The following is an 18707-nucleotide window of genomic DNA, read 5'->3' as shown; positions in this document are numbered from 1 at the left end:
TTCACCATATCAGATTAGAGTCCCCGCGAATGACAACGGCCCACCGATGAAGCGTTATGAAGCCCTGGCCTCGGACATCGAGGCCTCGATCCGCAACGGCACCCTCAAGACCGGCGACCGCCTGCCCTCCGTGCGCCACACGGGCAGCAGCCGCGGCGTGAGCGCCTCCACCGTGTTCCAAGCCTACTACCTGCTGGAGGCGCGCGGGCTGGTGCGCGCGCGCGACCGCTCGGGCTACTACGTGGCCGGCGGCGGCCTGCGCGACGCGCCGCCCGAGACCACCCTGACCTCGCGCCCCGCCGAAGGCCCGCGCGCGCTCGAGGTGAGCGACCAGGTCTTCGACATCCTCGAAGCCAGCATGTCGCGCCAGGTCGTGCCCTTCGGCTCGGCCTTTCCGAGCCCGCTGCTGTTTCCGCTGGCGCGGCTGGGCCAGTTCATGGCAGCCAGCGCCAAGGCGCTCGACCCGTGGCGCACCGTGGACGACCTCACGCCCGGCAGCGCCGCCCTGCGCCGGCAGATCGCGCTGCGCTACCTGGCCGACGGCCTGCCGGTGCCGGCCGAGGAGATCGTGGTCACCAACGGCGCGCTCGAGGCGCTCAACCTGTGCCTCTCGGCCGTGACGCGGCCGGGCGACGCGGTGATCGTCGAGTCGCCCACCTTCTATGCCGCGCTGCAGGCGCTCGAGCGCATGGGCCTGCGCGCCATCGAGGTGCCGACGCACCCCGGCGAAGGCATCGACCTCGACGCGCTGGCGCAGGCCATCGCCGCGCACAAGCCGACCGCCTGCTGGCTCATGACCACCTTCCAGAACCCGCTGGGCAGCCTGATGCCCGATGCGAAGAAGAAGGCGCTGGTCGACCTGCTCGCGCGCCATGAGTTGCCGCTGATCGAGGACGACGTGTACGCCGAGCTCTACTTCGGCGAGCGCCGCCCGCCGCCGGCCAAGGCCTTCGACACGCAGGGGCTGGTGCTGCACTGCTCGTCGTTCTCGAAAAGCCTCGCGCCCGGCTACCGCATCGGCTGGGCCTCGGCCGGGCGCTTCGCGCGCAAGGTGGCGCGACAGAAGCTCACGACCACGCTCAGCACCTCGGTGCCCGCGCAGCTGGCACTGGCCGACTACCTTGAGAAGGGCGGCTTCGACAAGCACCTGCGCAAGCTACGCCAGACGCTGGCGATGCAGCAGGCCAGCTTCACGCAGGCCGTGGGGCATTACTTTCCGGCGGGCACGCGCGCCACGCGGCCACTGGGCGGGTACTTCCTGTGGGTCGAATTGCCGGCGCAGGTGGATGCGCTGGAGATCCATCGCCTGGCGCTGGAGCGCGGCATCAGCGTGGCGCCCGGCCCGATCTTCTCGGCCACGCGTGCGTTCGGCAACTGCCTGCGGCTGAACTACGGCCACGCGTGGGACGCGCACAGCGAGCAGGCCCTGCAGACGCTCGGGCGGCTGGTGGCAGAAGCGAGCTGAAACGACAACGCCCGCCGAAAGGGCGGGCGTTGTGCGGGCCTGTCGACTTACTCTTGCGGTTCCAGCGCCACCGGCGCCGGCGCCCCGTTCTTCTTGCGTGCCTGCAGGACGAACGCCACCAGCTGCCACAGCACGAAGACCGCGATCAGCCCCAGCAGCGTGCCGCTGATGGGCCGCGAGACGAAGGTGCCGAAGCTGCCGCGGCTGAGCAGCATCGCGCGGCGGAAGTTCTCCTCGAGCATCGGCCCGAGGATGAAGCCCAGCATGAGCGGTGCGGCGTCGAGCTCCAGCCGCATGAACATGTAGCCCATGAAGCCGAACGCGGCGGTGATGAACACGTCCTGCAGGTTGTTGTTCACGCTGTAGGTGCCGATGCAGCAGAAGAACAAAATCGACGGGAACAGCACGCTGTACGGGATCTTGAACACCGAGAGCCAGTAGCGCACCAGCGGCACGTTCAGCACCAGCAGGAACACGTTGCCGATCCACATGCTGGCCACCAGGCCCCAGAACAGCTCGGGGTGGCTGGCGATCATGTTCGGGCCCGGCTGGATGCCCTTGATGATGAAGGCCGCCAGCATCAGCGCCATGACCGCGTTCTCGGGAATGCCGATGCTCATGAGCGGAATGAAGCTCGTGCGCGCCGCCGCTTCGTCGGCTGCGGCCTGGCCGGCCACGCCCTCGATGCAACCGGTGCCGATCTCGTGCTTGTACTTGCTGACCTTCTTGTCGAGCGCATACGCCGCGAACTGCGCAATCGTCGGGCCGCCGCCGGGCAGGATGCCCAGGATGGAGCCGACCACGCTGCCGCGCAAGGCGCTCGGAATGATCCGCTTGAACTCCGCCCAGGTCGGAATGAGGTTGATCTTGCCGTTGAAGGGCGAGCGCTCTTCACGCGAGTCGAGGTTCTTGGTGATCTCGGCGATGCCGAAGCAGCCCAGCGCAATGCTCACGATGCCCACGCCGTCGGTCAGGAACGGCATGTCCATCGTGAAGCGCGCCATGCCGCTGTTCACGTCGGTGCCGATGGTGCCCAGCAGCACGCCGATCATGCACATCGCCAGCCCGTTCAGCAGGCTGCCCGTGGTCACGAAGCTCACGCACACGAAGCCCACCAGCATCATCGCGACGTAGTCCGCCGGGCCGAACAGGAAGGCCACCTCGCCCAGCGTCGGCGCCAGGAACGACAGCACTAGGATCGCGACCGTGCCGCCGATGAAGCTGGAGAAGCCGGCCGTGAACAGCGCCAGCCCTGTCTGGCCCTTGAGCGTCATCGCGTAGCCGTCGATGCAGGCCACGATGCTGCTGGCGTGCGGGATCTTCATCGTGATCGCGCTCACGCTGTCGCCGTACTGCGCACCGTAGTAGATGCCGGCCAGCATGATCAGCGCGCCGGTGGTGGGAATCGAGTACGTCAGCGGCAGCAGCAGGCTGATGGTGGCCAGCGGGCCCAGGCCCGGCAGCAGGCCGACCAGCGTGCCCACCGTGCAGCCGATGGCGCAGTACATCAGGTTGTGGAGTGTCAGGGCGTGCGAGAAACCGAACGCCAGGTTGTTCAGGACTTCCGTCATGGTCGTGACCTCAGAAAAGCGGCAGGTTCAGGCCGAGCAGCTTCTGCAGCGCCAGCGCCATGGCGATCAGGCCCGCCGAGATCTTCACGTTGCGCACCCACGAGTTGGAGCTGCCCGCGAAGGCCGAACAGAACACCATGAAGACGATGCCCGCGATCATGTTCACGTACATCGAGATCAGTGCGAACCCGCACAGGCTCGACAGGATGAGGCCGATGTTCTTGAAGTTCAGGTTCAGCGTCACCGGCGCCACCACGAACGACCGGACCACCGTGGCCACGCCGATCAGCAGCAGCAGGCCGCTCACCATCACGGGGAACAGGCCCGGCCCCGCCCGGCTGAAGTCGCCGATGGGATAGCTCAGCGCGGTCAGGCCGAAGCCCAGCGCGATCGCCATGAGGAACAGACCTCTGACAAGGTTTCTATTTTTCATTCATACGCTCACGGAATGTTGTGATTCGAATGCGCCCGCGACCGGTGGAACCGGCGCGGGCGTGTCTCCGCCCGGAGGGAAGTTCCGGACGGATCGATGCTCTTTTCGCAAGCTGATCGGAATCTGACGCGGGCGCGAGGGGAACTACGTACCGGGTGGGCGGGTGGTGCGCGCGGGCGGGTCACAATGCGCGGGGCCGCCTCCCGCAGGGAGGCAGGACACCGATGCAGCGCCTGCCCCGAGAAGCCCCCGCGAGATGACGCACGTGATTCAGATGACCCTCGACGACCGCCCCCTCGACCTCGCGTCGCCGGGCGCATGGGCCTTGGCACTGGACCTGGTCCGGTCGACGTCCCGGTTCGAGTTGTGGGTCTGCGTGCCGGACGGCCCTTCGATGTGCATGCTGCGCAACGGGGAGAGCGCATGGCTCATGTACCTGCGGGAGCCGGGCGACAGCGGCTTCAGGTCGGTGGGCGACACGCACCGGCCGGGCGTGGAAGTCTTCACGCTGGGCAACGGACAGGTCGACGAGTACCCGCGCGCGTGGTGCATCGATCTTGCACAGTGCCTTCAGGCCCTCTCCGATTTCCGCGACCGCAACGGCGCGCGGCCCGAATCGATCACGTGGTGCGAAAGCTAGGCGGCGCGATCTTTCGCGGCCTCAGGCCGCCACCGCCACCCCACCCCGCCGCATCCGGCGCACCCTGAACAGCAGGAACGCCGCGATGCTCACGTTCACCAGGTTCCAGCCGATGCCGTTGATGAAGGCCGCGTGGTAGCTGCCCGTCAGGTCGAACACCTTGCCCGACATCCAGCCGCCCAGCGCCATGCCGAACAGCGTGAACATCAGCACTGTGCCCACGCGCGCACCGGCTTCCTTGGGCGGGAAGTGCTCGCGCACGATGATCGCGTACGAGGGCACGATGCCGCCCTGGAACAGGCCGAACAGCGCCGAGATCACGTACAGCGGCACCAGCCCGTCGAAGGGCAGGAACAGCAGCAGCGCCACGCACTGCAGCACGCCGCCCAGCATCAGCGTGCGCAGCCCGCTGATGCGGTCGCAGATGGCGCCCGACACCAGCCGGCTCACGATGCCGAAGCCCAGCATCAGCGACAGCATCATCGCGCCCTGCGCCGGGCCATAACCCAGGTCGCCGCAGTAGGCCACGATGTGCACCTGCGGCATCGCCATCGCCACGCAGCAGGCCACGCCCGCCACGCACAGCAGGCCCTGCGCCGTGCCCATGCTCAGGCCGAAGGGGCGCGTCATGTCGCGCACCAGGGTGCTGCCGCCCGAGGCGTGCGTCACCGGCGCCACCTCGGCCAGTGCCGGCGGCCGCGCGCGGAAGAACAGCGCCAGCAGTGCCATCGTCACGCCGCAGAAGATGCCCATGCCGACGTAGGTCTGGCGCCATCCCACCTGCTCGACGAAGTGCTGCGCGATGGGCGGCCACACCGCGCCCGCGAGGTAGTTGCCGCTGGCGCACACGGCCACCGCGATGCCGCGCCGCTTGACGAACCACAGCGAGGTGTCGGCCACCAGCGGCGCAAAGGCCACCGAGCTGCCGAGCAGGCCGACCAGCAGCGCCTGCGCGATGGTGAAGGACACGATGCCTTGCGACATGCCCGTGGCGATGTAGCCGGCGGCCAGGAAGACCGAGCCCATCAGCAGCGGCTTCATCACGCCGATGCGGTCGGCCAGCTTGCCCATGAGCACGCCGCCGAAACCGAAGCCCAGCATCAGCAGCGTGTAGGGCATGGAGGCGTCGGCGCGCGCCACGCCGAACTCGGCCTGCACGGCGGGCAGCATGACCGACACCACGTACATGCCGCTGCTGCCGACCGTCATGACCAGCAGCGTGAGCGCCAGGCGCACCATGGCGTAGCGCGAGTCGGGCTGGTGGACGATGGTTGTCTCTGGTGTCGTCTTCATTCTTCTTGTCTCCACGCGTGCATCAGGTGGCGCACGTCGTGTGGCATTCTCGCGGAAGGCCGCGCCGCCTGCTGCGCGTGCCCTCGAGAACCCGACGCATGCCAATTACCTACAGACAAGCCATTCCCGAAGACACGCCCGCGTGCCTCGACCTGCGCGGCCGCACGCGAGAGAACGCCTTCTCGGTCGCCGAGCTCGAGGCGCTCGGCATCACCCTGGAGAGCTGGCAAGCCGGCATCGCCGACGGCTCCCTGCCCGGCTACGTTGCGCTCGTCGACGGCGAGCTGGCGGGCTATTGCTTCGGCGAGCGCGACACCGGCGAGATCGCGGTGCTGGCCCTGCTTCCTGCGTACGAAGGCTTGGGCATCGGCAAGGCGCTGCTCGCGCGGATGGTCGAAGAGTTCAAGGGGCTGGGCTTCCAGCGGCTCTTCCTGGGCTGTTCGCCCGACCCGCAGGTGCGCTCGCACGGGTTCTACCGGCACCTGGGCTGGAAGCCCACGGGCGAATTCGATGCAGCGGGCGATGAAGTGCTGGCGTACGTCCCGTCCTGAGACGTTCGCCGCGGCCGGTGCGCTGAACGCGCCGGCAGCCTCAACCCACGAACGGCGCAGGTGCCATCACCACCACGACGCTCGACGACAAGAAGGCCTTCGGCATCGGAATGCCGGGCTTGCGCTTGCCGTCGCAGGCCGCGGTCAGCAGGCCGAGACAGAGCAGAAGAACAAAGGCTGTGCTTCGCATGCGGCGCATGCTAAGCCCGCGAAGTGACGCGTCAAGTCGGACGGCAGCGCCAGCCACCGTCGGTAAAGCGAGCTTTCTGCTTCAGCGCAAAAGGACTTCCGGCCGCTCGCCGGCCTGCAGGCGGCGCTCGATGTCTTCGAGCACGTTCGGCAGGTCGGCCACGCTGTCGATCACGTAGTGCGCGCCGGCGGCCTGCAGCTCGGCGGTGGCGCGGGCGCGGCGGGCCTGCTGGCTGTCGGCGTCGAGCGCCTGCCATTCGGCCAGCGTCAGGCCGTTGACGTTGCCGCTGACCGACACGCCCACGGCCCAGGTGCCCGCGTTCAGGCCCTCCTGCAGGCCCACGCCGGTGTCGTCGACCTTGACGACGGCGTGCGGCGGCCACACGCCGAGGTCGGCGAAGCAACGGTACATCATGAGCGGCGACGGGCGGCCCGCCGCGAGGTCGCCGGCGCACACGAGGTTGTCGGGCACATAGCCGCCGGCCGCGGCGATGGGTGTGACGACGTCCATGATCGGGCGGTTGTAGCCGGTGGTGGAGCCGATCTTCAGGCCGCGCTCGCGCGCCGCGTGGACGGCATCGAGGGCGCCCGGAATGAAGTCGGTGTGGTCGCGCACGCTGGCCGCGTTCATCGGCGTGAACACCTCGTACAGGCGGTCGACATCGGCGTCGCTGAAGGCATGGCCATGCTTCGCCTCCCACTGCGCGGCGATGCGCGGCGGCGTGCCCAGGGCCTTGATGTGGTCCCACTTGGCCATGCCCATCGGGGCACGAGCCTCGTCGATGGTGATGTCGATGCCGAACTGTTCGAACAGCTTCACGAAGGCGCCCATCGGCGCGCAGGAACCGAAGTCGAGGATGGTGCCGGCCCAGTCGAAGACGACGGCTTGCAGCTTGGAATGGTGATGGGCGTTCATGGCGAAAAGGGAGGAAAGGTCAGGAAGGTGGCGGCGCTCACCACGCGTCGAACACGTCGGCGGCAATGCCGAAGCCCGTGCTCGCGCCGCTGCCGCTGGTGACCAGCACCACGCGCGTGGCGTCGTCGGGCGCGTCGATCACGCAAGGCGTAGTTTTCGACGACGGGTACACGCCAGTCCAGCGCTCGGTGACCTGCGCGGTCTCGAGGTTGAGCGTGCTGCGCAGGTGACGCAGGATGAGCTGGTCGACCGCTTCGATGGCAAAGGGTTCGGGCGCATCGCCGTAGTGGTGCGAGTCGCCGACCACGAGCGAGCCGTCGGCGCTCTGCACCACGATGAGGTGGATGCCGTGGTCGAGCGAGGCGCGCTCTTCCTGCATCAGCCGTTCGCGCAGCGCCGCCGCTTCGGGCAAGCTGCTGTAGCCCTCGTAGCGCACCAGGCTCAGGTCGGTCATGACCGCGCCCGGCAGGCGAAAACCCGCCTCGGGCTGCACGCGCAGCATCTGCAGGCGGCACAGCGTGAGGTCGTGCGTGGCGATGCGGCCGGCGAACAGGCCGTGCAGTTCGGTGTTGGTGCAGACCACCACGCGCTCGCCGCGCAGGGTGCCGCGCGAGGTGCGCACGCGCGGGGTTTCGATGTCGTGCACCGTCTCGCCGAAGCGGAACACGACGCCGTGCATCTCGGCCAGCCAGCGCGCGAGCAGGCCGACGGCGGTGCGCGATTCGACGCGCAGCTCGTGCGGGCTGAACAGCACCGAGCGCGCCTGCGCAAGGTTGAGGCCGGGCGCGCGCTCCTGCGCGTCCACGGCATCGATGAGCGCGCAGGCCTCGGCCATCGGCGTGCGCAGGAAGGCTTCGAGCACGGCATGTGCCTCGGGGCGGTAGGCCGCGAGCCAGAGGTGGCGGTGCACGATGTCGATGCCGGCCTGCGGCGCGATGGCCTGCCACACGTCGCGCGAATGCATGGCGCGGCGCCACATGTCGCCCGGCGCCTGGCCGGTGACGGTGATGAAGCCGAAGTTGCGGATCGAGGCGCCCAGGCACGCGGCATCGCGCTCGACCACGCACACGCGCAGGCCGCGCTGCGCGGCGGTGTAGGCATGGGCCAGGCCGACGATGCCGGCACCGACCACGATCACGTCGAAGCTCTCGACCGACATGCTGGGGTTCATCAACGTTGTCTCCAGGCTTGCGTGCGCTTCAGCGCCCAGTGCCCGGCCAGCGCGAACAGGCCGCGGCCGACGGCGGCCGTGAGCATGATGAGCGAGGCCATGGCGGCGGCGGGCGCCACGTCGCCGGCATCGTCCATGTTGAGCACGGCGATGGCGGCCAGCGTGGTCTGCGGCGAATAGAGGAACACGACGGCCGACACGGTGGTCATCGCGTTGACGAAGAAGTAGCCGGCCACGTTGAGCACGGTGGGCAGCGCCACCGGCAGGTGCACGCGCCACAGCGTGCGCCAGAACGGCACGCCCATCGATTCGGACACCAGCTCGTACTCGCGGTCGAGCTGGCGCAGCGCGGTGAGCGAGGTGAGGTGCGCCACCGAGAAGAAGTGCGCCACGGTGCAGATCACCAGGATCGCCATGCCGCCGTACAGGCCGTGCAGCGGGTTCGAGGCCGAGTTGAAGAAGAAGATGTAGCCCACGCCGAGCACGAGCCCCGGCACGGCGAGCGGCAGGTTGGCCAGCAGGTTCAGCAGCTCGCGCAGCAGGCCGAAGTGGCGCGGCTTCTCCACGAAGTAGGCCGACACGAAGGTGGCGAGCGCGCCCGCCACGGCCGCGCACAGCGCCAGGCGCAGCGAGTTGCCGTAGCTGCCCCAGCCGCCGCCGTCCATGTTGCTGAAGTCGTAGTTCTTCAGCGAGGGCGTGAGCTTGTAGGGCCAGTAGCTGGCGAGCGAGGCGAACACGGCCATGCCGATCATCACGACGATGGCGATGGCGGTGAGCATGCAGAACACGAGCAGTGCGCGGTCGCGCGATTTCACCGGCTCGGGTTGGTAGGGCGTGGCGCGCGCCGACAGCGCGGCGGCCTGCTTGCGGCGCACGCGGCGCTCGACGAGGAACGACAGCACGGCCGGAATCAGCAGCACGAGGCCGACCACCGCGCCCATCTGGAAGTTCTGCTGGCCGACCACCTGCTTGTAGATGTCGGTCGCGAGCACGCCGGTCTGGCCGCCCACGACCTTGGGCACGCCGAAGTCGGTGATGACGAGCACGAACACGACCATCGCGGCCACGATGAGGCCGTAGCGCGACGAGGGCAGCGTGACGGTGCGGAAGATGCGCCAGCGCGAAGCACCCAGGGTCTGGGCGGCTTCGTACAGGCGACCGTCCGAGGTGGCCATGGCGGTGGTCAGGATCAGCAGCGCATGCGGCAGCGTCCAGAACACCGAGCCGAGCACGATGCCCAGCGGGCCGTAGATCGACAGGTCGCCCAGCAGCCCCTTGAACAGGCCCTGGTTGCCGAACAGGTAGATCAGGCTGATGGCCGGCAGCAGCGAGGGCGCGAGCAGCGGCATGAGCGCCACGGCGCGCAGCAGGCCCTTGGCAGGCATGCACGAGAGCGTGAGGCCGTAGGCGTACACGTAGGCGATGGCGGTGCACAGCACGGCGCTGATCACCGCGAGCAGCACGCTGTTGAAGGCCGACTGCACGAGCGCGGGGCTCTCCAAGTAGCGCGCGAAATTGGTCAGGCCGACGAATGCGCCGGTGCGGTCGTAGAAGCTCTGGCCGACCAGCGCGCCGACGGGGAGTGCGACGATCACGACGAGCAGCAGCACGACGAGCAGCACGGCGGCGCCGGTGAGCCAGCGTTCGCGGTCGAAGTGATTCGAACGCGGGATGGCGATCGGGGCGAGGGCTTCGGAAGGGGTACTCATGTTGTTGTTCTTGTGTCGTTGTTCGGGGCGCGTGCACAGGACACCGGGTACTCCCCTCCGCGAATGTCCCCCGGCCTGCGGCCTCCTCCTTGATTTCGCTGCGGGGAGCACCCAGTGCCCTGCGCACCAGGGCACGCTCTGCGTTCGCAGCCGATCAACGACCGCTGCTGACAACGCTCACGCTGATGGGGTGCCTTGCGCAGCGAAATCAAGGAGGAGCCCGAAGGGCGGGGGACATTCGCGGAGCAAGGTGCCCCGTCGGCGGGAGCGCGCCCTGAAAGACTGTGCTCCCAACGACAAGGCACCGACAAGCCCGATGTCATTTCATTGCGCCAGGACCGACAGCGCGTTCAAAGGCAGTTGGATGTGCACCATGCTGCTGGGCACCAGCGGCTCTTCGCCACCACTGCGCGCATCGGCGGGCAGCTTGGCTTCGATCTCGATACCGAGCGGCTCGCAGGCCAGGCGGGCCGAGGTGCGGTTGCCGAAGAACTCGGTGTCGAGCAGGCGCGCGGCGAAGCTGTTGGTGCCGAGCTCGGAACCGAAGCGCTTCACCACCACATGCTCGGGCCGGATGCCCACGGTGGCTTGCGAACCGACGCTGAGGTTGCCCGGTGCGCAGAACAGTTCGCTGTCGCGCACGCGCACCTTGCCGTCGGCCAGCACGGTGGCGGGCAGCATGTTCATGCGGCCCACGAAGCCCGCGACGAAGCGGGTGCGCGGCTTGCGGTACAGCTCGTCGGGCGTGCCGGCCTGCTCGATGCGGCCGTTGTGCATCAGCACCACACGGTCGGCCATCGACAGCGCTTCTTCCTGGTCGTGCGTGACCATGATGGTGACGATGCCCAGGCGCTTTTGCAGCGCGCGGATCTCGCTGCGCAGCGTGGCGCGCACCTGCGCGTCGAGCGCGGACAGCGGCTCGTCGAGCAGCAACAGGCGCGGGTTGGGCGCCAGGGCGCGCGCCAGCGCGATGCGCTGCTGCTGGCCGCCCGAGAGCTGCACCGGGTACTTGTCGGCATGCGCGGTGAGCCCGACGAGGTCGAGCATTTCGCGCGAGCGCTTGGCCATTTCGCGTGCCAGGGCGCCCGTGGGGTGCAGGCCGTAGGCGATGTTCTGCGCCGCCGTGAGGTTGGGGAACAGCGCATACGACTGGAACACCACGCCGAAGCCGCGTGCCGCGGGCGGCAGGCCCGCGATGTCCTGGCCACCGAGCAGGATCTGCCCGCTGTCGGCGCGCTCGATGCCGCACACGATGCGCAGCAACGTGGTCTTGCCGCAGCCCGAAGGGCCGAGCAGGCAGACGAACTCGCCGGGCTCGATGTCCAGGTCGATGCCGTCGAGCACGCGCGTGGCGCCAAAGGACTTGCCGATGCCGCGAAGAGAAAGAAAGCTGGTCATGTTCAGTGGCCCCAGTCGAGAAACACCGCGGAACCGGCTTTGCCGGGCCGCTGGTGTTGCCCCCGGTGAGGGGGTTGGCGTAGCGACACGAAGTGCGCGAAGACTGGGGGAGAGCCCATCACATGGGTTTCTTTTCGGCCTTGGCGTCGTAGCGCTTCGACCATTCCGTCAGGATGCGGTCGCGGTTGGCGGCAGCCCAGTTGAAGTCGTTCTTGGCCAGCAGCTTCTCGACGTCGCCCGGCACGAACTCCAGCTTTTCCTGGATGCCCGGCAGCGCGAGCACGGCGAAGTTCTTCGCGTACAGCTCGTTGGCCTGCTTGGTCACAGCCCAGTCGGCCAGGGCCTTGGCGGCGTCCTGCTTCTTGCTGGTCTTCATGATGCCGGTGGCTTCCATGTCCCAGCCCAGGCCTTCCTTGGGCAGCACGATGTCGATGGGGGCGCCGTCGCGCTTGGTCTTGTTGGCGCGGTACTCGAACGACATGCCCAGCGCGAACTCGCCGGCACCGGCTTGGCGGCAGGGCTTGCTGCCCGACAGGCTGTACACGCCGATGTTCTGGTGCAGCGCGTCCATGTACTTCCAGGCCTTGTCCTCGCCCATCATCTGGATCCAGCCCGACACCATGAGGTAGCCGGTGCCCGAGGCGGCCGGGTTGGGCATGGTGATCTGGCCCTTGTAGACCGGGTTGCTCAGGTCGGCCCAGCTGGTGGGCTTGGGCAGGCTCTTCTTCGTGGCTTCGGCGGTGTTGAAGCAGATGGCCGACGACCACACGTCCATGCCGACCCACTTGGGCGGGTTGGCGGTGTCGCGCATGGTGGGCTTGATGGCGTCCAGGCCCTTGGGGGCGTAGGGCTGGAGCATGCCTTCCTTGTCCAGCAGCATCAGCGAGGTGGCGGCCAGGCCCCACACCACATCGGCCTGCGGGTTGGCCTTTTCGGCCAGCAGCTTGGCGGTGACGATGCCGGTGGAGTCGCGCACGAACTTCAGTTCGATGTTGGGGTTCTCCTTTTCGAAGGCAGCCTTGTAGGCCTGCACCTGGTCGGCTTCGAGCGCGGTGTAGACCAGCAGCTCGGTGCGGCCCTGGGCCGAGGCGGCGAAAGCCAGCGAGAACAAGGCGGCGGGCACGGCGGCCCACATCAGACGACGATGCAGCATGGGAGATTCCCTCGAGGTAAGAACAGGCGGTGTACGCAAAAAGAAAACACGGCCGGGGCCGTGAACGCAGCGATGCTCGCAGCGGTATGTGACAAAGGTTTGTCACATGGCCGTACCCGCGCCGCGGCGTTTGCACTTTCGTCACACGGCTGTCATCGAGCGACGCGAGCCTGTACAGGCTGTCGCACCCGTTCTTTTGCAATCCCATGACACTCGACCTCGCCGAGATCGCTCGCCTGTTCGCCGAACGCGGCGGGCTGGCGTATGCGGGCGAGCCGGTGTCGCAGCTCGAACACGCGTTGCAATGCGCCTGGCTGGCCGAACAGGCCGGCGCCGGCGACACGCTCGTGACGGCTGCATTGCTGCACGACCTGGGGCACCTGCTGATCGCCGAGCACCAGACGCTGTCGCACTCGCCCACCGAACTGGGCCTTGACGACCGCCACCAGTACATCGCGCTGCCGCTGCTGCGCGGCGCCTTCGACGTGGCGGTGCGCGAGCCGATCCGCCTGCACGTGGACGCCAAGCGCTACCTGTGCGCGACGCGGCCGGGTTACGCGTCGAAGCTCTCGCCCGATTCGGTGCGCAGCCTGGCGCTGCAGGGCGGCGTGATGGACGACGACGCGGCGCAGCGCTTTGCCGGCCTGCCGTGGTCGGGCGACGCCGTGCGGCTGCGGCTGTGGGACGAAGCAGCCAAGGCCGAGGGGCTGCGCACGCCGCCGCTGGCGCATTTCCTGGCGACGGCGGCGCGCGTGATGCTGCGCTGAGGGCTGGCGGGGCGGCGGGCCCCGCCTTCAGCCCCGCTTAAGACGCAGTTGTCTACGATGGGCCCCTCACGAGGTCCGGCGCCCCTGCGCCTGCGAGGAAATCCGCATGTCATCTGCCCCATCCCCCACCGTCGCGGCGCGTGCCCACACGTTCGTCCAGGTCGTGCGCCGCGTGCTGCGGCTCGCGGCGCCCTACTTCAACTCGGACGAAGAGAAGTGGCGGGCGCGCCTGATGTTCGCGGGCATCGTGGCGTTGAACCTGGCGTACGTGTATGCGCTGGTGCTCTTCAACCAGTGGTACGGGCGCTTCTATGACGGGCTGCAGAACAAGGACGCGGTGGTGTTCTGGCGCGAGATCCGCGTGTTCGCGGTGCTGGCCTTCTTCAACATCGCGATCCAGGTGCTGAAGTTCTACGTGACACAGATGCTCCAGTTGCGCTGGCGCGCCTGGATGACCCGGAACTACCTCGGCCGCTGGATGGCCGACCGGACCTTCTATCACCTGGAGCTGGCGCGTTACGCGCAGGCCGACGGCCTCACGCCTGACAACCCCGACCAGCGCATCCAGGAGGACCTGCAGATGTTCACCAACGCCACGATGGTGCTGTCGATGGATTTGCTGAACGCGGTGGTCACGCTGCTGAGCTTCATCGGCATCCTGTGGGGCCTGTCGGGCACCTTCGACCTGTCGCTGGGCGGCAGCACCTACCAGGTCGCCGGTTCGATGGTGTGGCTGGCGCTGGTCTACTGCGTGGTCGGCACGGTCATCACGCACTTCATCGGCCGGCCGCTGATCGGCCTGAACTTTCGCCAGCAGCGCTTCGAGGCCGACTTCCGCCACCACCTGGTGCGCGTGCGCGAGTACAGCGAAGCCATCGCGCTCGACCGCGGCGAGACGGTGGAGCGCGGCCAGCTCGACGTACGCTTCGGCGCGGTGCTGCGCAACTACCTGCAGCTGATCAAGCAAAAGAAGAACCTGGTCACCTTCACCGCAATGTTCGGGCAGGCCTCGCTGATCTTCCCGTTCCTCGTGTCGGCACCGCGCTTCTTCAGCGGCGCCATTCAGTTGGGTGCCCTCATGCAGATTTCCTCGGCCTTCGACAAGGTGCAGGAATCGCTGAGCTGGTTCGTCGAAAACTACGACAAGGTGGCCGTCTGGCGCGCCACCACCGACCGCCTGATCAGTTTCGACGACGCGATGCGCGCCCACGCCACGCGCGAAGACGCCCTGCAGCGCGAAGACGGCGCCGCCGCGCTGGACACCTCCGGTCTCACGGTGGCGCTGCCCAATGGCACGCAGCTGCTGGCCGGTGCCGCGCTGGCGGTGCGCCCCGGCGACAGCGTGCTGCTGCAAGGCCCCTCGGGCAGCGGCAAGTCGACGCTGTTCCGCACCTTCGCAGGCATCTGGCCCTTCGCGAGCGGCAAGGTGCAAGCCCCGGCCGACGCGGTCTTCATGCCGCAGCGCCCCTACCTGCCCGACGGCAAGCTGCGCGAGGCGCTGACCTACCCGCACCCGGCCGCCGGCTTCAGCGATGAACAACTGCGCCGGGCGCTGGTCGATGCGCTCTTGCCCGACCTGGCGAACCGGCTCGACGACAGCGATGCCTGGAGCCAGAAGCTCTCGGGCGGCGAACAGCAGCGGCTGGCCATCGCGCGGGTGTTGCTGAAGAAACCGGCCTGGCTCTTCGCCGACGAAGTGACCAGCGCGCTCGATGCGCCGGCCGAAGCCGTGCTCTACCAGCGGCTCGCCGACACGGTGCGCGCGGGCGGCGGCGCGATGGTGTCGATCGCGCACCGCCCGGCCGTGGGTGATTTCCATGGCCAGCGGTGGACGCTGGTGCCGCAGGAAGAAAGTGCCGCCGGTGGCGCGCGCTACCGGCTCGATACCTCTGCGGCTGCTCAGCCCGCAGCGGCGGCGGCGTAGCGCTCCCAGCCCTTCTTGCGCAGGTCGCAGGCCGGGCATTCGCCGCAGCCGTAGCCCCAGGCCTGACGGTGCTCGCGGTCGCCGAGGTAGCAGGTGTGGGTTTCTTCCACGATCAGGTCGACCAGCGGCTGGCCGCCCAGGCGGTGGGCCAGCGCCCAGGTCTCGGCCTTGTCGATCCACATGAGCGGCGTCTCGATGACGAGGCGGCGCTCCAGGCCGAGCGACAGCGCGAGCTGCATGGCCTTCATGGTGTCGTCGCGGCAGTCGGGGTAGCCCGAGAAGTCGGTCTCGCACACGCCGGTGACGATCACCTGCAGCCCGCGCCGGTAGGCCAGCGCGCCCGCGAGCGTGAGGAACAGCAGGTTGCGCCCCGGCACGAAGGTGTTGGGCAGGCCGTCGGCCTGCATGGCAAAGGCGACTTCCTCGGTGAGCGACGAGCCGCCGAGCTGGGCCAGCGCGGCCAGCGTGAGCACGTGGTCTTCGCCCAGGCGCGGCGCCCATTCGGGAAAGCGCTCGCGGATCTTCGCGAGCACGGTGCCGCGCACGTCGAGTTCGACGCGGTGACGCTGGCCGTAGTCGAAGCCCAGGGTTTCGACACGTTGGTACTTGGACAGGGCCTCGGCCAGGCAGGTGGCCGAGTCCTGGCCGCCGGAAAACAGAACGAGGGCGGTGGTGTGCAGGGGCATGGAGCCTCCGGGAAATAGGGGAAAAAGAAAAAGCGGCCGGCGCGCCCGGTCAATCTTCGAGCAGGATGCCGCTGCCGCCGGAGGGGCCGCGCACGCCGACGGCCTCGACCTCGGCGATCTGCTCCGCCGGGAAGAACTTGCACAGGCAATGCTCGATGTCGATGTACTCCCCGGCATGGACCACGGCCAGCATGTGCGCCAGGATCTGCTGGTAGACGGTCACGACGTGGTCGATCAGCACGGCGTCGAAGCTCCACAGGCGGCTCATGTACTGCCCCGGAATGCCGACGACCGCGGTGACGGTGCCCGGCGGGCGCCGCTGGGCGAACACCACCTTGCCCGCGAAACGTTCATCGGCATAGCGGCCGATGTCGGCGCGCTCGGTGAGCTGGTAGCGACCGCTGACCTTGAAGACGCGCGACACGTCGGCCAGCAGGCCTTCGGAACGCAGGAAACCGAACATGACCTCCAGGCAGAGGGTCTCGGTCAGGTTCTTGACGATGCTGAGGTCGTAACCCGCGGCGATCCGCTGCACCTCGCCGTCGCCCGAGAAGTCGAGCACCCGGTCGACCGCCCGCGCGAGCACGACGCGCTGGAGTTCGTTGTAAGGCACGGCGCCCATTTCGACCAGGTAGATGCGGGCGCCCGGGTCCTGCAGGCGGATGCTGGCCAGGGTGTACAGCGTCTGCGCCAGGCGCTGGTCGCTGTCGAACACCCCGATCTTCGTGTTGAGGGCACTGGAGACGAGGTAGAGATTGACCATGGCGGGCTGATTTTATTCAGCGCGCCGACACCCGGATACGATGCCGCGCATGAACACCCGACGCCTTGCCGCATGGGCCGCCACCTTCGCGGTCCTTCTGGCCCTCGACACGCTCTGGCTGGGCTTCGTCGCCGACGGCCTCTACCAGCGAGAGATGGGCGACCTGATGGCGCCCGACCCGCGGCTGGGCGTGGCGACGGCGTTCTACCTGCTCTATCCGATCGGCCTGCTGGTCTTCGCCATCGTGCCAGGCCTGCAGGCGCAGGGCGTGCTGCGCGCCGCACTGCTCGGCAGCCTGTTCGGCCTCTTCTGCTACGGCACCTACGACCTGACGAACCTCGCGACGATCCGCGACTGGCCGCTGGCGCTGTCGTTCATCGACATGGCCTGGGGCACGCTCGTGAGCGGCGCGGCCGCCGGTGCGGGCGCGCTGGCCCTGCGCAGCAACGTGACACGCGCAAGACAGTCACGCGCAAACAAAGACTGAACTTTCGCGGCCGGCCCGCATCGTCACGGCCGAGTCACCGGAGGTCTCTAGATTGCACTCCCTGAGTCGGTGCGCAGCACGCGCGCCGAACGTCACGACCTTCGAGGGAGTCCGTTGCATGAATCACCGTTTGATCGCCCCGGCGCTGCTGGGCGCTTCACTGATGCTGTCCGCCTGCGGCGGCAGCAACAACAACAGCCCGTCGCTGCCGTTCCTTCCGCCGCCCACCACGCCGCCACCGGCCGCGCAGGCACAGAAGAACATCCTCTTCTTCCTGGGCGACGGCATGGGCATCACCACGCTGACCGCCGCGCGCATCTACAAGGTCGGTGAGGACGGCGACCTGACGATCGACACGCTGCCCGAGACCGCTTTCGTCCACACCTACTCGAACGACGCGCAGGTGACCGACAGCGCGCCCTCGATGTCGGCCTACATGACCGGCGTGAAGATGAACAACGAAGTCATCTCGATGAGTGCTGAAACCAAGGCCACCGACGCTGCGGGCAAGGCCTACCACCTCAACTTCGACAGCACCTGCCCCTCGGGCAACGGCCAGGCCGTCGACACGCTGCTCGAGCAGAGCAAGGCCAAGGGCTATGCCACCGGCGTGGTCACCACCACGCGCATCACGCACGCCACGCCCGCCGCCACGTATTCGCACGTGTGCCACCGCGACGCCGAGAACACCATCGCCGCGGCGCTGGTGCCGGGCGGCGCCGGCTACAACGGCAAGCTGGGCGACGGCGTCGACGTGTTCTTCGGCGGCGGCACCGACTACTTCACGGCCAAGGAAGCCGGCGGCAAGCGCAACGACAAGCGCGACCTGATCGCCGAGCTGAAGACCGCCAAGTACAGCTTCGCCGCCAGCCGGGCCGAGTTCGACAAGCTGCCGGCCGACGGCAACACCAAGATCGCCGGCCTCTTCACCAAGAGCCACATGGCCTACGACCTGGACCGCAACCCGACCAAGGAGCCGAGCCTGGCCGAGATGACGGGCAAGGCCATCGACGCGCTGGCCGCGCGCAAGAAGGGCTTCTTCCTGATGGTGGAAGGCGGGCGCATCGACCACGCCCTGCACGCCACCAACGCGCGCCGTGCGCTGCAGGACACCGGCGCCTTCGACGACGCCATCAAGCTGGCGCTGCAGAAGATGCAGGCCATCGACCCAGGCCTGAAGAACACGCTGGTGGTGGTCACGGCCGACCACGACCACACGCTGCAGCTCAACGGCTATGCCGCACGCACCGGCAAGACCGAATCGGGCAAGCCCGGCGTGCTCGGCCTGGTGAAGGACTACGTCGACACCAGCAAGACCAGCAAGGACGTGAACGGCATGCCCTACACCATCATCGGTTTCGGCAACGGTCCGAACCGCACGGCACGTGACATCGCCATCAGCGAGGCCGACCTGGAGCTGCCCGACTACCGCCAGGAAGCCGTGGTGCCGATGGACCCCGCGAGCGATTCCGAAACCCACGGCGGCGCCGACGTGTTCCTGGGCGCGCAGGGCCTGGGCGCCGACAACTTCTCGGGCGTGATCACCAACACCGACGTGTTCGGCCTGATCAGGAAGGCGGTCGGCCTGTGA

18 protein-coding genes are annotated in these 18707 nt (G+C 68.2%); 7 read left to right on the top strand and 11 right to left on the bottom strand.

The features are described from left to right. Positions 1 to 46 precede the first annotated feature (46 nt). Positions 47 to 1465, top strand: a complete 1419-nt coding sequence (locus tag AC07OH_RS18505; protein ID WP_495301676.1) for an aminotransferase-like domain-containing protein — start codon at positions 47 to 49, stop codon at positions 1463 to 1465. Positions 1466 to 1512: 47 nt separating this feature from the next. Here the strand turns inward: AC07OH_RS18505 and AC07OH_RS18500 are convergent, their stop codons facing one another. Beyond that, positions 1513 to 3036, bottom strand: a complete 1524-nt coding sequence (locus AC07OH_RS18500) for a tripartite tricarboxylate transporter permease (RefSeq protein ID WP_492679449.1) — start codon at positions 3034 to 3036, stop codon at positions 1513 to 1515. A gap of 10 nt (positions 3037 to 3046) precedes the next feature. Continuing rightward, positions 3047 to 3469: a tripartite tricarboxylate transporter TctB family protein gene (locus AC07OH_RS18495; protein ID WP_373669313.1), complete on the bottom strand. Its 423-nt coding sequence runs from the start codon at positions 3467 to 3469 to the stop codon at positions 3047 to 3049. 256 nt (positions 3470 to 3725) lie between these two features. On the opposite strand from AC07OH_RS18495, the gene AC07OH_RS18490 reads away from it, so the two are divergent. Continuing rightward, on the top strand, positions 3726 to 4109 hold the full coding sequence (locus tag AC07OH_RS18490) for an Imm1 family immunity protein (protein ID WP_495301675.1): 384 nt from the start codon (positions 3726 to 3728) through the stop codon (positions 4107 to 4109). A gap of 21 nt (positions 4110 to 4130) precedes the next feature. Here AC07OH_RS18490 and AC07OH_RS18485 read toward each other — a convergent pair whose 3' ends face one another. Next, positions 4131 to 5402 carry an MFS transporter gene (locus tag AC07OH_RS18485; protein WP_495301674.1) on the bottom strand — a complete coding sequence of 424 codons (1272 nt, stop codon included), beginning with the start codon at positions 5400 to 5402 and terminating at the stop codon, positions 4131 to 4133. A gap of 98 nt (positions 5403 to 5500) precedes the next feature. Here AC07OH_RS18485 and AC07OH_RS18480 point away from each other — a divergent pair, with 98 nt between their 5' ends. Next, positions 5501 to 5953: a GNAT family N-acetyltransferase gene (locus AC07OH_RS18480; protein WP_495301673.1), complete on the top strand. Its 453-nt coding sequence runs from the start codon at positions 5501 to 5503 to the stop codon at positions 5951 to 5953. Between the two features lie 40 nt (positions 5954 to 5993). Here AC07OH_RS18480 and AC07OH_RS18475 read toward each other — a convergent pair whose 3' ends face one another. The 6 genes from AC07OH_RS18475 to AC07OH_RS18450 all read right to left on the bottom strand — a co-directional run bounded on the left by AC07OH_RS18475 (position 5994) and on the right by AC07OH_RS18450 (position 12489). Beyond that, positions 5994 to 6143, bottom strand: a complete 150-nt coding sequence (locus tag AC07OH_RS18475) for a hypothetical protein (RefSeq protein WP_167394971.1) — start codon at positions 6141 to 6143, stop codon at positions 5994 to 5996. A gap of 81 nt (positions 6144 to 6224) precedes the next feature. After that, positions 6225 to 7058: a phosphonoacetaldehyde hydrolase gene (gene phnX, locus AC07OH_RS18470; protein ID WP_495301672.1), complete on the bottom strand. Its 834-nt coding sequence runs from the start codon at positions 7056 to 7058 to the stop codon at positions 6225 to 6227. A gap of 37 nt (positions 7059 to 7095) precedes the next feature. Further along, positions 7096 to 8229, bottom strand: coding sequence for a TIGR03364 family FAD-dependent oxidoreductase (locus AC07OH_RS18465; RefSeq protein ID WP_495301671.1), 1134 nt, complete (start codon positions 8227 to 8229; stop codon positions 7096 to 7098). Next, positions 8229 to 9938 carry a putative 2-aminoethylphosphonate ABC transporter permease subunit gene (locus tag AC07OH_RS18460; protein WP_495301670.1) on the bottom strand — a complete coding sequence of 570 codons (1710 nt, stop codon included), beginning with the start codon at positions 9936 to 9938 and terminating at the stop codon, positions 8229 to 8231. Before AC07OH_RS18460 ends, AC07OH_RS18465 begins: the two co-directional genes overlap by 1 nt. A gap of 324 nt (positions 9939 to 10262) precedes the next feature. Next, a complete protein-coding gene (locus AC07OH_RS18455) occupies positions 10263 to 11336 on the bottom strand; it encodes an ABC transporter ATP-binding protein (RefSeq protein WP_495301669.1) in 1074 nt (357 codons plus the stop codon). A gap of 118 nt (positions 11337 to 11454) precedes the next feature. After that, the gene (locus AC07OH_RS18450) at positions 11455 to 12489 is read right to left on the bottom strand and encodes a putative 2-aminoethylphosphonate ABC transporter substrate-binding protein (protein ID WP_495301668.1); all 1035 of its coding nucleotides are present in this window, start codon (positions 12487 to 12489) and stop codon (positions 11455 to 11457) included. 206 nt (positions 12490 to 12695) lie between these two features. Here AC07OH_RS18450 and AC07OH_RS18445 point away from each other — a divergent pair, with 206 nt between their 5' ends. Next, positions 12696 to 13256 (top strand): phosphonate degradation HD-domain oxygenase, encoded by a 561-nt coding sequence (locus AC07OH_RS18445; RefSeq protein ID WP_495301667.1) that lies wholly within the window; start codon positions 12696 to 12698, stop codon positions 13254 to 13256. A 106-nt stretch (positions 13257 to 13362) separates the two neighbouring features. After that, the gene (locus tag AC07OH_RS18440; RefSeq protein WP_495301666.1) at positions 13363 to 15180 is read left to right on the top strand and encodes an ABC transporter ATP-binding protein/permease; all 1818 of its coding nucleotides are present in this window, start codon (positions 13363 to 13365) and stop codon (positions 15178 to 15180) included. Here the strand turns inward: AC07OH_RS18440 and queC are convergent. Beyond that, positions 15156 to 15866, bottom strand: coding sequence for a 7-cyano-7-deazaguanine synthase QueC (gene queC / locus AC07OH_RS18435; RefSeq protein ID WP_492742338.1), 711 nt, complete (start codon positions 15864 to 15866; stop codon positions 15156 to 15158). The genes AC07OH_RS18440 and queC overlap by 25 nt on opposite strands. A gap of 49 nt (positions 15867 to 15915) precedes the next feature. After that, entirely contained in the window at positions 15916 to 16629 is a 714-nt protein-coding gene (locus AC07OH_RS18430) for a hypothetical protein (protein ID WP_495301665.1), read from the bottom strand. Between the two features lie 49 nt (positions 16630 to 16678). Between AC07OH_RS18430 and AC07OH_RS18425 the strand changes: the two genes are divergently transcribed. Together AC07OH_RS18425 and AC07OH_RS18420 are read left to right on the top strand one after the other, a co-directional pair. Further along, positions 16679 to 17116, top strand: coding sequence for a DUF2177 family protein (locus AC07OH_RS18425; protein WP_495301664.1), 438 nt, complete (start codon positions 16679 to 16681; stop codon positions 17114 to 17116). A 118-nt stretch (positions 17117 to 17234) separates the two neighbouring features. Further along, positions 17235 to 18707: an alkaline phosphatase gene (locus AC07OH_RS18420; RefSeq protein WP_495301663.1), complete on the top strand. Its 1473-nt coding sequence runs from the start codon at positions 17235 to 17237 to the stop codon at positions 18705 to 18707.

Source organism: Variovorax sp. GW821-FHT10C12 (assembly GCF_059415405.1).
The sequence above is the reverse complement of the archived record's forward strand: the minus strand, read 5'-3'. Positions and strand labels throughout refer to the sequence as shown.